This is a genomic window from Arthrobacter sp. NPDC056493 (assembly GCF_042795115.1).
In the GTDB taxonomy this organism is placed as follows: Bacteria; Actinomycetota; Actinomycetes; order Actinomycetales; family Micrococcaceae; genus Arthrobacter.
The window spans coordinates 5,559-19,093 of the sequence record NZ_JBHTSL010000003.1 but is presented as its reverse complement, the minus strand read 5'-3'; the positions used below and the strand labels follow the sequence as shown (position 1 = coordinate 19,093).

General features: G+C 66.6%; 10 protein-coding genes. All 10 read left to right on the top strand.

The window, feature by feature from the left end; translation table 11 throughout:
- Window positions 1-4 precede the first annotated feature (4 nt).
- The 10 genes from ACFQ50_RS01760 to pyrE all read left to right on the top strand — a co-directional run bounded on the left by ACFQ50_RS01760 (window position 5) and on the right by pyrE (window position 13,407).
- On the top strand, window positions 5-874 hold the full coding sequence (locus ACFQ50_RS01760; protein ID WP_377993810.1) for a sugar phosphate isomerase/epimerase family protein: 870 nt from the start codon (window positions 5-7) through the stop codon (window positions 872-874).
- Window positions 875-890: 16 nt separating this feature from the next.
- Window positions 891-2,057, top strand: coding sequence for a Gfo/Idh/MocA family protein (locus tag ACFQ50_RS01755; protein ID WP_377993809.1), 1,167 nt, complete (start codon window positions 891-893; stop codon window positions 2,055-2,057).
- Window positions 2,058-2,154: 97 nt separating this feature from the next.
- The gene (locus ACFQ50_RS01750; protein WP_377993808.1) at window positions 2,155-3,216 is read left to right on the top strand and encodes a LacI family DNA-binding transcriptional regulator; all 1,062 of its coding nucleotides are present in this window, start codon (window positions 2,155-2,157) and stop codon (window positions 3,214-3,216) included.
- A gap of 67 nt (window positions 3,217-3,283) precedes the next feature.
- On the top strand, window positions 3,284-4,690 hold the full coding sequence (gene uxaC / locus ACFQ50_RS01745) for a glucuronate isomerase (RefSeq protein WP_377993807.1): 1,407 nt from the start codon (window positions 3,284-3,286) through the stop codon (window positions 4,688-4,690).
- The gene (locus tag ACFQ50_RS01740) at window positions 4,687-6,105 is read left to right on the top strand and encodes a mannitol dehydrogenase family protein (protein WP_377993806.1); all 1,419 of its coding nucleotides are present in this window, start codon (window positions 4,687-4,689) and stop codon (window positions 6,103-6,105) included. The genes uxaC and ACFQ50_RS01740 overlap by 4 nt, the downstream gene beginning before the upstream one ends.
- Before the next feature lie 269 nt (window positions 6,106-6,374).
- Window positions 6,375-7,784 carry a glucuronide transporter gene (uidB, locus tag ACFQ50_RS01735; RefSeq protein WP_377993805.1) on the top strand — a complete coding sequence of 470 codons (1,410 nt, stop codon included), beginning with the start codon at window positions 6,375-6,377 and terminating at the stop codon, window positions 7,782-7,784.
- Window positions 7,785-7,833: 49 nt separating this feature from the next.
- The gene (gene manD / locus ACFQ50_RS01730; protein ID WP_377993804.1) at window positions 7,834-9,063 is read left to right on the top strand and encodes a D-mannonate dehydratase ManD; all 1,230 of its coding nucleotides are present in this window, start codon (window positions 7,834-7,836) and stop codon (window positions 9,061-9,063) included.
- A 28-nt stretch (window positions 9,064-9,091) separates the two neighbouring features.
- Window positions 9,092-11,392 (top strand): gluconokinase, GntK/IdnK-type, encoded by a 2,301-nt coding sequence (locus ACFQ50_RS01725; RefSeq protein ID WP_377993803.1) that lies wholly within the window; start codon window positions 9,092-9,094, stop codon window positions 11,390-11,392.
- A gap of 154 nt (window positions 11,393-11,546) precedes the next feature.
- Entirely contained in the window at window positions 11,547-12,794 is a 1,248-nt protein-coding gene (locus ACFQ50_RS01720) for an FAD-dependent oxidoreductase (RefSeq protein ID WP_377993802.1), read from the top strand.
- Window positions 12,795-12,834: 40 nt separating this feature from the next.
- Window positions 12,835-13,407, top strand: coding sequence for an orotate phosphoribosyltransferase (gene pyrE / locus ACFQ50_RS01715; RefSeq protein WP_377993801.1), 573 nt, complete (start codon window positions 12,835-12,837; stop codon window positions 13,405-13,407).
- Window positions 13,408-13,535 lie beyond the last annotated feature (128 nt).

Below are 13,535 nucleotides of genomic sequence, written 5' to 3'. Positions count from 1 at the left end.
CACCATGGCAAACACAGCCACCATCGGCGTGCAAGCGATGATGCTGAAGGACAGCTTCACCGAACTCGGGGCGTTCGAAACGCTCCGCAAGGTCAGCGCGATCGGCTACAACGCCGTCGAAATTTCCCAGATTCCCATGACCGCGGAGAACGTGGCGGAACTTGACCGCGCCCGGAGTGAACTCGGCATGGACATCGCAGCGCTGTCTGTTGCCATGGAAACCCCCAAAGGCATGCCCGGTGACTCCCTCAAAGACCACTTCGACAAAGTCGTGGACGACGCCAGGACTCTGGGCTCAAAGCTGCTTCGGATCGGCATGCTGCCCTTCCCCGCAATGAAGTCCATCGACGCGGTGGTGGACTTTGCAAAGCTGGCCAACGAGTACGCCGAACGCCTGCAGGAGCACGGCATCGGCCTGTACTACCACAACCACCACATCGAGTTCGCGAAGTTCGGCGGCAACTACATGCTGGACATTATCGCGGAGAACTCGCCGGCCATCGGCATGGAAATCGATGTCCACTGGGTGCAGCGCGGGGGTCTTGACCCGGTCCGGACCCTGGAAAAGTATGCCGGACGCACCGCCATGGTGCACCTCAAGGACTACCGGATCGGGCAGCTGCCGGAATCGGCCTTCGGGCTGCTGGAATCCGGGGACGTGGCAGGATTCATGGCCGAGTTCAAGGATGTGGTCCAGTTCGCCGAAGTGGGTGAGGGCAACCTCGACTTCCCGTCCATCATCCCGGCCGCCCAGGAAGCCGGAGCGCGGTACCTGCTGGTGGAGCAGGACCAGCTGTACGGCCGCACTGTCTGGGATGCACTGCAGACCTCCTACGACAACCTGGTGGCCATGGGCCACGCCGACCTTTTCTAGATAGGGAGATCCATAAATGAGCACGAAAGTACGCCTCGGCATCATTGGCCTGGGCCAGCAGGGCGGCATGTACGCGAAGTTCATCGCTGACGGCGCAGTCCCGAACATGGTGATCGGCGCCATCTGCGACACCGACCCCGCCAAAAAGGAACTGGCCGCTTCCCAGTACCCGCACGCGCCCTTCTACGACGATTACATCGCCATGCTGGAAAGCGGCGACGTGGACGCCGTCGTCACCTGCGTCCCGCACTTCCTGCACCCGGAAATGGGCATCGAGACGCTCAAACGCAACATCCACGCCCTCGTGGAGAAGCCGGCCGGCGTGTACACCAAGCAGGTCAAGGAGCTCAACGAGTTTGCCGCCGGCAAGCCCGAGCTCTCCTTTGCGATCATGTTCAACCAGCGCAACAACCCGCTGTACCAAAAGCTGAAGGAGATCGTCAGCAACGGCGAGATCGGCGCCATCCGCCGCACCAACTGGATCATCACCAACTGGTGGCGGCCGCAGGGCTACTACAACTCCAGCGAGTGGCGGGCCACCTGGGGCGGCGAAGGCGGCGGCGTCCTGGTGAACCAGGCCCCGCACCAGCTCGACCTGTGGCAGTGGATCTGCGGCGTGCCCAAATCCGTTTATGCAAAGGTGGCCTACGGCTTCCGCCGCGACATCGCCGTCGAGGACGAGGTCACCGCGGTGGTGGACTACGGCAACGGCGCCACCGGCGTTTTCGTCACCGCCACCCATGACCTCACCGGCACCGACCGCTTCGAGATTCTGGGCGACCAAGGCAAGATCGTCGTCGAAAATTCCAAGACCGCTACCGTGACCCGCCTGAAGCAGCCCGAGCGCGAGCTCAGCGACAGCATGGGCATGGACGATGTCCGCAAGCTCTTCATGGGCGAGCTGAATCCCGAGGAGTACTACACCACCGAGGTGATCGAGTTCGAGTCCGCCTGGGGTGCGCAGCACTCCGGCGTGCTGGAGAACTTCGCCGCCAACATCCTGGACGGCACCCCGCTGCTGGCTCCGGGCTCTGACGGCATCAGCGGTGTCCGGCTCGCCAACGCCATCCACCTCTCCAGCTGGACCGGCACCGAAGTGGGCCTGGACTTTGACGAGGACGAGTTCCTGGCGGAGCTGAACAAGCGCATCGCGGCCGAGGGCAAGTTCCCCGAGCGCTCGTAAACCATTGCCCAACTGACTCGCAGTTAATGTCGTTTTGAGGGCTCAAAACGACATTAACTGCGAGTCAGTTGGGCGGGTTCCTCGTTAGGATGGGGCGGTGACTGAACCCAAGACGCCGGAAGCTGCCGCACCCACAGGCCCGGCCAGGAAGCACGCCCGGAACGGCAAGTCCAACGCCACCATCTACGACATCGCCAAGCTTGCGGGTGTCAACCCGTCCACGGTCTCGCGGGCGCTCAGCAAGCCGGGCCGGGTCAGCGCCAAGACCCAGAAGCTCATCGAGGACGCCGCGGCGGAACTGAACTACCAGGTGAATCCCTTCGCCCGTGCCCTGCCCACGGGCCGCACCAACACGTTCGGGCTCATCGTCGCGGACATCACCAACCCGACGTTCTTCGACATCATCCGTGGGGCGGAAACCACTGCCACGCTCCGCGATTACACCCTGGTGCTGGCAGAGTCGGCCGAATCCGCCGTCACCGAGCTCACGGCCGCCCGGCGGATGATGACGACGGCGGACGGACTCATCCTTGCCAGCCCCCGCATGGACGACGACGACATCCGCGCGCTGGCCGGCGACAAGCCCGTGGTGGTCATCAACCGCGAGGTCGACGGCGTGCCCTGCGTGGTTCCCGATGTCAACAAAGGCATCAGCGAGGCGGTGCGCAGCCTGGCCGCCAACGGACACAGGAAGGTCGCATTCGTCGCCGGACCGCCGCAGTCCTGGATGTCCGCCCGCCGCTGGGAAGGCGTCCAGGCCGCCTGCGAATGGTCCCGGCTCGAGGCCGTCCGGCTGGAATCCGGCAAGCCAACGGTCGACGGCGGCAGGCAGGTGGCGCGCGACGTGCGCGACAGCGGCGCCACGGCCGTGCTGACGTACAACGACCTGCTGGCCATCGGCCTCATGCAGGAACTCCAGGCCGCCGGGGTGGTGGTGCCGGATCAGATCAGCATCGTGGGCTTCGACGACATCTTCGGCGCCGACTTCACCACGCCGCCGCTCACCACCGTGCGTTCACCGCTGGGGGAGTGCGGCTCGGGCGCCACCACGCTCCTCCTCGACCTGCTGCACGGCAGCGCCGAACCGGCGGGCATCCTGCGCGTCGAGACCGAGCTGGTGCTGCGCGGCTCGAGCGGAAGGCTCCTTCCCGCGCAGTAACAGAAACCCGATGGCAATTTTTGGCAACCGGTTGACAAAACACTGGTGCACGCCGGACCATTGACGTATGTCACAGTCGATTGCCGCCAACCCAGACCGGCTCCTGCCCGCGGACCCGGGAACGCGCAGCATTGCGCGCGACCTCCTGCAGCGCGTCCAGGACCTCCCCATCATTTCCCCGCACGGGCACGTTGACGCCGCAGTCATCGAGCACAACACGCCCTTCCCGGACCCGGCAGCGCTGCTGGTCAGCCCGGACCACTACGTCACCCGCCTGGTCCACGCCAGCGGAGTCCCGCTGGACCGGCTGCGCGATTCCGAGGCGTCCCAGCCGGACTCCCGCACCGTCTGGCGCGAGTTCTGCCAGGCCTGGCCATTGTTCGAGGGCACCGCCTCCGGCTACTGGCTCCGCACCCAGTTCAGCAGCGTCTTCGGCCTCCAGCAGGAGATCAGCGCCGAGACTGCGGATGCCAGCTACGACGCCATTTCCGCCAGGCTCGTGGAGCCGGGCTTCCGGCCCCGCCAGCTCTTCAAGGACTTCAACATCGAGGTGCTGGCCACCACGGACGATCCCCTGGACAGCCTCGCCAGTCACAAGGCCATCGCGGCAGACCCCACGTTCCACGGCCGTGTCCTGCCCACCTTCCGCCCGGATGCCTACCTGAACATCGCGCACCCCACCTGGTCCGCGAACGTTGACCGGCTGATCGCGGCAGCGGGCGACGGCGCCACCGGCTATGCCGGTTACCTCACCGCCCTGGAGAACCGGCGTCGTTATTTCGTGGACCACGGCGCAGTCTCGGCCGACCACGGTGTCCGGACCCCGGCCACGCTGAAGCTCGACGACGCCGACGCCGCACGGCTGTTTGACCGCGCCCGTTCCGGCGAGGCGACCGCGCAGGACCGCGACGCGTTCGAAGCCCACATGATGTACCAGATGGCGCGGATGTCCGTGGCGGACGGGCTGGTCATGACCATCCACCCGGGCTCGTACCGCAACCACCACGAGCCCACCTTCAACACGTACGGCGCCGACACAGGCCACGACATCCCGTTCGCCGTCAACTACACCGAGGCGATCCGCCCGCTGCTGCAGGACTTCGGCACCGCCAAGGACTTCCACCTGGTGCTCTTCACCCTGGACGAGACTGTGTTCTCGCGCGAACTCGCGCCGCTGGCCGGCTTCTATCCGTCCGTCTACCTCGGCGCCCCGTGGTGGTTCCTGGACGCCCCGGACGCCATGCTGCGCTTCCGTTCCGCCGTCACCGAGACCGCCGGGTTCTCCCGCTCCTCGGGCTTTATCGACGACACCCGCGCCTTCTGCTCCATCCCCGCCCGCCACGACGCCTCCCGCCGCATCGAGGCCTCTTTCCTGGCCCGGCTCGTTGCCGAGCACCGCGTCAGCGAGGAACGCGCCCACGAACTGATCGTCGACCTCGTGGACGGATCGCCGCGAAGGGTCTTCAAGCTGTGACCGCAGGACTGCAGGCCGAACAGGAAGCCGCCGTGGACCTCCCCAGGCTCAACCGCACCCTCCGGCCGTCAGCCAAGCCCCCCACCCGCATCGTGCACCTGGGGCTGGGCGCCTTCCACCGCTCGCACCAGGCCTGGTACACGCACCGGGCCGGCGACGCCGCGGACTGGGGCATCGCCGCCTTCACGGGCCGCCGCCCCGACGCGGCCCTGGCCCTCGCGGAACAGGACGGGCTCTTCACGCTGGTGGAACGGGCGGGCGCCGGTGACTCCTTCGAAGTGGTCGGCAGCATCGTCGAGGCCGTGGACGGCGCCAACGTGCAGCGGCTGGCGGAGCTGGTCTCCGCCCCGGAGACCGCCGTCGTCACGCTGACCGTCACCGAGGCCGCCTACCGGCTTGGCACCGACGGGCAGCTGGACCGCAGCGCTCCCGACGTCGTGGCCGACCTGGCGCTGCTGGCTTCCGGCAGCGGCAACCCGACGACGCCGCTGGGCCGCCTGGTCTTTGCCCTCGCCGCCCGCCGGTCCGCCGGCGCCGGTCCGCTCGCCGTCGTCTGCTGCGACAACCTCTCCAACAACGGCACCGTGGCGCACAACGCCGTGGCGGGCATCGCCGGGGCATGGGACCCTTCGCTCGCAGCGTGGATTGACGCCAACATCAGCTTTGTCAGCACCTCGGTGGACCGCATCACGCCCCGCACCACCGACGCCGACGTGGCGGCCGTCGCAGACTCCTTCGGCTACCACGACACCTCGCCGGTAGTAGCCGAGCCCTTCGCCAACTGGGTGCTGAGCGGGGACTTCCCCGCAGGCCGGCCGCGCTGGGAGGACGCCGGTGCCGTCTTCGTGGCGGACATCGAACCCTATGAAAACCGCAAGTTGTGGCTCCTGAACGGTGCGCATTCACTTTTGGCCTATGCGGGGCAACTACGGGGACACACCACCGTGGCAGAAGCTCTCCGGGACAATTCCTGCCTGCACGCCGTGGAACAGTTCTGGGATGAGGCCGAAAGCAACCTGCACGGAGCCGACCTGCAGATCCCCGCCTACCGGGACGCCCTCCTGGCCCGCTTCGGCAACACCCGCATCGCCCACCACCTGGCCCAGATCGCCATGGACGGCAGCACCAAGCTGCGGATGCGGGCTGTGCCGGTGCTGCAGGCCGAGCGGGCCGCGGGCAGGTCCGGGGCGGCCGCAGCCCTCATGATCGCTGCCTGGATGGACTTCACCGCCGCGGCGGCAACGGTTCAGGATCCGCTGGCCGATGAGATTGACGCCGCCAACCGGCTTAGCGGCACCGGGCGGATCCGGGCCCTGCTGGGCCTGGTGAATCCGGCGCTGGCCGGGGACGCCGCCGTCGTCGGCATGATTGACGACCTGTGCGGAACGTTCGGGGAGCCGGCTGTCTCCCCTTAGCCCCCTGCGCACATGCGGCTCTGCCCGGCTCCCGGACCATAGGGACCGGGCAGTGCTGTTTCGGGACGAGTGCTGTTTGATGGAACTTTCAACAAATATTTGGCAACCGCTTGCCATTTGATTGCCAAGTGATTAGGATTACAACAACAGCAAAAGCTGGCATCCCGGGAATCAGACCCACCGGACACCCAGGCTTTCCATAGCACCAAAGCATTTTTCACATTTTTCGCCGACTCCACAGGGGCGGCACCGGGTAAAGGAGCCCAATCATGAAAAAGCTGAACAAGCTCAGCATCGTCGGCTACGGCGCCGGTGATGCAGCCAACAATCTCGCCTTCACCACTGCCACCATGTTCCTGCTGGTGTACTACACCGACGTGGCGGGAATCTCGGCTGCTGCGGCAGGTACGCTGCTGCTGGTCGTCAGGATCTTTGACGCGTTCGCCGATGTCTTTGCCGGCCGCATGGTGGACCGCACCTTCAGCAGGCGTTTCGGTAAGTTCCGTCCGTTCATCATGTTCGGCTCCATCCCGCTGCTGCTCCTGAGCGTCGCGACGTTCTCCATCCCGCAGCTGGGCGAGTCGGGAACCCTGCTCTACGCCTACGTGACGTACGCGGCCCTCGGCCTGGCCTACAGCCTGGTCAACATTCCCTACGGCTCCCTCGCCGGCGCCATGACCCAGGATCCGGGGGAGCGCGCCAAGCTGGGATCGGCCCGCATGGTGGGCGGCCTCCTCGTGGGTTCGGCCCTCGGCATCTTTGTGGCACCGCTAATCAAGCCCGGCGCCGACCTGCAGGCAACCTTCACCACCATCACGCTGGTGTTCGTGGCGATCGGCGCCGCCCTCTACTTCTTCACCGTCCTGACCGCCAAGGAACGGGTCCACCGCGCCGTCCCCAACGTCTCGGTCAAGCAAAGCCTGGAAACCCTGAAGGGCAACAAGCCCCTCCTGATGCTGTGCGTCAGCTCCTTCTTCTTCCTCTCCGGCTACCTGGCACTGACATCAGTGCAGCTGTACTACCTGCGCGATGTCCTGGGCCGCCTTGATCTGTATCCGGTGCTGTCCATCATCCAGCTGGTGTGCACCTTTGTGCTGGCCGCGGTTATGCCCAAGCTGGTCCGGTCCATCGGCAAGAAGGGTGTCTACATCTACTCGTCGATGCTGACCGTCGTCGGCGGCGCCATCATCTTCTTCACCCCGGCCAGCCAGGTCTGGATCGGTTTCGGCGGCCTCGTGATCAGCCTCGTGGGCGTCCTCGCCGTCAACATCGTGGTGTGGGCGCTGGAAGCCGACACCGTGGAATACGGCGAATGGCGTACCGGAGTCCGGACCGAGGGCATCACCTACGCGCTGTTCTCGTTCACCCGCAAGACCGGCCAGGCCGTGGGCGGAGCGCTCGCCGCGTACGCCCTGGCCCTGGGCGGCTACAAGTCCGGCGCCGTGCAGACCGCGGACGCGGTGTTCGGCATCCAGCTCGCCGCCGGCGCCATCCCGGCCGTGCTGACCATCCTGGCCGTCCTGGTCATGTCCAAGTACAAGCTGACGGACGCCATGCACGCCGAGATCCTCGCCGAAATCCGCGCCCGCCGCGAAAGCGGCGATGCCACCAAAACGGCCGGCGACCCCAAAACCGTCAATACCGCCGTCGAGCGCTCCAGCGCCGCATCCACCAACTGACCGCCCGCCAGCTGAAACCCTGAACCTGTTCCCTCCGAAAGGACCTGCTGTGAAAATCATTGCCGCGGAAGTCTTCGTGACAAGCCCGTCCCGCAACTTCGTGACCCTGCGGATCACCACGGAGGACGGCGTCACCGGCATCGGCGACGCGACCCTGAACGGCCGCGAACTCGCCGTGGCCGCCTACCTGAAAGAGCACGTCGCGCAGCTGCTGATCGGGAAGGACCCGCACCGGATCGAGGACACCTGGCAGTTCCTGTACCGGTCCTCGTACTGGCGCCGCGGCCCGGTCACGATGGCCGCGATTGCCGCCGTCGACATGGCGCTGTGGGACATCAAGGGCAAGCTGGCCGGCATGCCGGTCTACCAGCTCCTGGGCGGGGCGTCCCGCAACGGGCTGCGTGCCTACGGCCACGCCTCCGGCTCGGACATCCCCTCGCTGTTTGATTCGGTCCGCGAGCACCTGGAACTCGGTTACAAGTCGGTCCGGATCCAGACCGCCGTCCCCGGCATCAAGGCTGTCTACGGCGTCGCCGCCCAGGCCCAGGCCTCGGGGGAGCGCTACGACTACGAACCCGCCGGCCGCGGCGCATTCCCGGTGGAGGAGGACTGGGACACCCGGGCCTACCTGCGCCACCTGCCCACCGTTTTCGAGGCCGTCCGCAACGAGTTCGGCCCCGAGCTGCCGCTGCTGCACGACGGCCACCACCGGATGACTCCGATCCAGGCCGCCAAGCTGGGCAAGGCGCTGGAACCCTATGACCTGTTCTGGCTGGAGGACTGCACCCCGGCCGAAAACCAGGAAGCCCTCCGCCTGGTCCGCCAGCACACCACCACCCCGCTGGCCATCGGCGAGATCTTCAACACCGTGTATGACTACCAGACCATCATCAAGGAACAACTGATCGACTACGTCCGGGCCGCCTCCACCCACTTCGGCGGGATCTCGCCGCTGAAGAAGGTCATGGACTTCGCCGCCCAGTACCAGATCAAGTCCGGCTTCCACGGCCCCACCGACATCTCCCCGGTCGGGTTTGCGGCGCAGCTGCACGTGGGCCTGGCCATCCACAACTACGGCATCCAGGAATACATGCAGCACTCGGACAAGACCAACGAGGTCTTCGAACAGTCCATGACGTTCAAGGACGGCTACCTGCACCCGGGCGACAAGCCCGGCATCGGCGTCGAATTCAACGCCGAAGCCGCCGCGGCCTTCCCCTACCAGCAGGCCTACTTGCCCTACAACCGCCTCGTCGACGGCACCGTCCATGACTGGTGAACACGCCATGACTGGTAAGGAACCGCTGATGAGCACCAGGCACCGCATCATCGTGATGGGCGTCTCCGGCTGCGGCAAGACCACCATCGGTGATCTCGTGGCCCGCAAACTGGGCGTCCCGTTCCTCGACGGCGATTCCCTCCACCCGGTGGAGAACGTCGCCAAGATGGCGGCCGGTACGCCCCTGGCGGACGAGGACCGCTGGCCCTGGCTCGCCACCGTGGGCAGCGAACTCGCCAACGCCGGAAACGGCGGGCTTGTTCTTGCCTGCTCGGCCCTGCGCCGCAGCTACCGCGACGCCATCCGCGAGCAGGCGCCGGACACGGTTTTCCTGCACCTGCACGGCAGCAACGAGGTACTGAGGTCACGCACTGAAGGCCGTTCCGGCCACTTCATGCCGCCTGCACTGCTCGATTCGCAGCTGGCAACGCTGGAACCGCTCGACGACGACGAAGCCGGCTTCGTCGTCGACATCGCCGCTCCGGTGACCCAGGTGGTGGCCGAAGCGCTGGCGGGCATTGCCGCCGTCGCCGGTGCCGCCGTTTCCACGTGTGCCGCCGTCGGTGCCCCGGGCACCCAACCGCGCCAGTTCGACGTCGACCTCCAGGCAGCGCCGTTCAACCTCGACGACGCGGCCGTTGCGTGGGTGGAATCCACCCTCGCCGGCATGTCCCTCGAGGAAAAGATCGGCCAGCTGTTCATCAACCACAACAACGACTACTCCCCGGAGTACCTTGACGGCGTGCTGGACACGTACCACGTGGGCGGCATGCGCTACCGGCCGGGCCCCTCCGCCGCGGTGCAGGAACACATCCGGTATGCACAGTCCAAAACCCGCATCCCGCTGCTGGTGGCCTCCAACCCGGAAATGGGGGGAGCCGGGAGCTGTGACGACGGAACGTTCGTGTCGACGCACCTGCAGGCCGGCTCGCACCCGGACAAGGCCATCGCCCGGCAGATGGGGCAGGTGGCCGGGGTGGAAACCGCGGCCCTGGGCTGCAACTGGGCCTTCGCGCCGATCGTGGACATCCACTACAACTGGCGGAACACGGTCATTTCCACCCGGGCCTTCGGCAACACGCCGGAGATCGTGGTGGAGCGGGCCAAGGAGTACTTCGACGGCATCAGCGAGTCACCCACCGTCTGCGCCATGAAGCACTTCCCCGGCGACGGCATGGACGAACGCGACCAGCACGTGGTCACGTCCTACAACACCCTCGGCTACGAGGACTGGAACCGCAGCTACGGGCACGTGTACCGCGAGATGATCGGGCACGGCGTGCAGTCCATCATGATCGGGCACATCGGGGCGCCCGAGCTGACACGGCATTTCCGCCCGGGCACGGCGGACAAGGACATCCTGCCCGCCACGCTGTCCCCGGAACTGCTGCAGGACCTGCTCCGCGGCGAACTGGGCTTCAACGGGCTGATCCTTACCGACGCCTCGCAGATGATTGGCCTCACCCAGGCCATGAAGCGCAAGGACCTGGTGCCGGCCACCATCGCGGCCGGCTGCGACATGTTCCTGTTCTTCCGCAACCCGGCCGAGGACTTCGGATACATGCTGGACGGCTACAAGTCCGGCGTCATCACCGAGCAGCGCCTGCACGACGCACTGCGACGGATCCTGGCCCTCAAGGCCTCGCTGGGCCTGCATCTCAAGCCGGCCGCGGAGCTGGTCCCGCCGGCGGAGGCACTCGCGGTGATCGGCAGCGAGGCGCACCGTGCCATCGCCGCCGAAATCGCGGACAAAACCGTCACCCTCATCAAGGACACGGCCAACAACCTGCCCATCACGCCGGAGACGCACAAACGGATCCGGCTGTACGGCATCTCCGGCGGATCGGACTTCACCCGGGGTGACCCCCTGGCCTACCTGGACACCGTCAAGGCCGAGCTGGAAAGCGCCGGCTTTGAAGTGCACCTGTTCAGGACGGCGGACCAGCGCGAGGCGGCGGGGGAGACCGGTGTGAACTTCATGTCGGTCATCTCCGAGGAGGCCACAGGCGACTACGCGGACAAGTACGATGCCGCCTTTGTGTTCGCCAACGTGAAGGGCTTCGCCCAAGAGGCGGCCATCCGGATTAAGTGGTCCACCCCGATGGCCGCGGAGATCCCGTGGTACGCCACCGAGGTCCCCACTGTGTTCGTCTCGCTCAACCAGCCCAACCACCTGATTGACGTGCCGATGGTCAAGACCGCCATCAATGCCCACGCCGGGTCGCCCGAGGCCATTCGGGCGACCATCGAAAAGATCATGGGCAAGTCGGAATTCCAGGGAACGTTCAACGACAACGTTTTCTGCGACTCCTTCGACACCCGGCTTTAGGTAGTTCCCGGACTGACGACACGCAAATGGGCTGGCGCGACGGGAATTCCCGTAGCGCCGGTCCGTTTCTGCGTCGCAGGGATTTTTGCGCGTCGCGGGGACATTCCCGTAGCGAGCGTATCCACCGCGATTTCCCAGGCGTACCGTATGGCTCATGGAGACTACCGGATGTGTGGTGGTGGGCGGCGGGCCCGCCGGCATGATGCTGGGCCTTTTGCTCGCGCGGGCCGGCGTCGAGGTCACCGTCCTCGAAAAACACGGCGACTTCCTCAGGGACTTCCGGGGCGACACCGTCCACGCCTCCACCATCCGCGTCATTGACGAACTCGGGCTCGGCGCCGAGTTCCGTGATCTGCCGCAAAGCCGGCTCCGCAACGTCGCCTTCCCGACGCCCGGCGGCGGCCTGATCACGCTCGGCGATTTCTCCGGCCTGAAGCCGCCGTACAACTACATCGCCATAATGCCGCAGTGGGACTTCCTGAACTTCCTGGCCCGCAGCGCCGCCGAAGAGCCCTCGTTCACACTCCTGATGGAGCACACCGCGACGGAGTTGATGTACGACGGCGGCCGGGTCACCGGCGTGCGGTACCGCACCAAGGACGGCACCGGGGGTGCCCTCCGAGCGGACCTTGTGGTGGCCACAGATGGCCGGCACTCGGTGCTGCGCCAGGCCGCAGGGCTCAAGTCCAGGGAGTACCCGGTGCCCTTCGATACCTGGTGGTTCAAGCTGCCGCGCTTCGCGTCCGAGCAGGGCGAGGTGGCCGGCATCGTTCCCGCCTTCGGGGAGCGCGCCGGCTTGATTGCCCTGTTCCGGGACACCTATTACCAGATGGGCTACTTCGCCCAGAAAGGCTCCGGCGACGGCATCAGGAGCGAGGGAGTGGAGCGGTTCCGGGAGCGGGTCGCCGCGCTGCGGCCGGACCTCGCCGACCGAGTCGATGCCATCCGTTCCCTGGACGACCTCCACTGGCTGGATGTCCGGCTGGACCGCCTCCATCGCTGGTACGTCGACGGGTTGCTGTGCATCGGGGACGCCGCGCATGCGATGTCCCCGGCCGGCGGGGTAGGCATCAACCTGGCCATCCAGGACGCCGTGGCTGCCGCAGCCCGGCTCGCCCCTGCCCTGCTGCGCCGCAAAGTCACGGTGAAGGACCTTGCGGCGGTGCAGCGGCGCCGGATGCCGCCCACTGTCATCATCCAGACCGTCCAGCGGGGCATGCACCGGGCGGTGTTCATTCCCCTATTCAGTGGGAAACGGTCCGGCGCGCCTCCCTTCATGCAGTTCGTCGGCCGGCGCTTCCCGGTCATGCGGCGCATCCTGCCGCGGCTCATCGCCATCGGCCCGAGGCCTGAGCACGCCCCGGCATTCGCCCGCCGGGAGGCACCGCGGCCCACTGCCTAGGCGGTCCGTCACAAACCGGTCAGCCACTAAACTGGACCCCATGACTCCCACGCTTGACGCCGCTGCTGCCCGTGCCCGACTTCTGGAACTGATCAAGGAGCTCGCGGTTGTCCGCGGCAAGGTCATTCTCTCCAGCGGGGCCGAGGCCGACTACTACATCGACCTGCGCCGCATCACACTGCACCACGAGGCGTCGAAGCTCGTGGGCCAGGTCATGCTGTCCCTGATCGACGACGCCGGCATCGACTTCGAGTGCGCTGGCGGCCTCACGATGGGGGCCGACCCGGTAGGCACCGCCGTCATGCACGCCGCCACAGACGCGGACCGGGCCATCGACGCGTTCGTGGTCCGTAAGGCGCAGAAGTCCTACGGCATGGGCCGGCAGGTGGAGGGCCCCTCGGTCGAGGGCCGCAAGGTCCTGGTGCTCGAGGACACCTCCACCACGGGCGGCTCGGCCCTGACCGCCGTCGAGGGCGTCCGCAACGCCGGCGGCAACGTCGTGGCTGTTGCCGTGATCGTCGACCGCGACACGGGCGCCAAGGAAAAGATCGAAGCCGAAGCCGGCGTGCCGTACCTGTTCGCCTTCAGCAAGGACGAGCTCGGCCTGGGCTGATACTGCGGCGAAACTAACGCCTGGGGCGGACGACGGCGGGACCACCCCCCCTCGTCCCCTCCGCGTTTTTCCCCCCGGGCTCGGGTCCCCGCCACCGCCCCCGTGTGTTGGTGGGGCGTATAAACAAA

Excerpts from the sequence above, each read along its gene's own strand:
- ACFQ50_RS01725 (WP_377993803.1), top strand. The coding sequence starts at position 9,092 with ATGAGCACCAGGCACCGCATCATCGTGATGGGCGTCTCCGGCTGCGGC.
- ACFQ50_RS01720 (WP_377993802.1), top strand. The coding sequence starts at position 11,547 with ATGGAGACTACCGGATGTGTGGTGGTGGGCGGCGGGCCCGCCGGCATG.
- uidB (WP_377993805.1), top strand. The coding sequence starts at position 6,375 with ATGAAAAAGCTGAACAAGCTCAGCATCGTCGGCTACGGCGCCGGTGAT.
- ACFQ50_RS01755 (WP_377993809.1), top strand. The coding sequence starts at position 891 with ATGAGCACGAAAGTACGCCTCGGCATCATTGGCCTGGGCCAGCAGGGC.
- ACFQ50_RS01760 (WP_377993810.1), top strand. The coding sequence starts at position 5 with ATGGCAAACACAGCCACCATCGGCGTGCAAGCGATGATGCTGAAGGAC.
- pyrE (WP_377993801.1), top strand. The coding sequence starts at position 12,835 with ATGACTCCCACGCTTGACGCCGCTGCTGCCCGTGCCCGACTTCTGGAA.
- uxaC (WP_377993807.1), top strand. The coding sequence starts at position 3,284 with ATGTCACAGTCGATTGCCGCCAACCCAGACCGGCTCCTGCCCGCGGAC.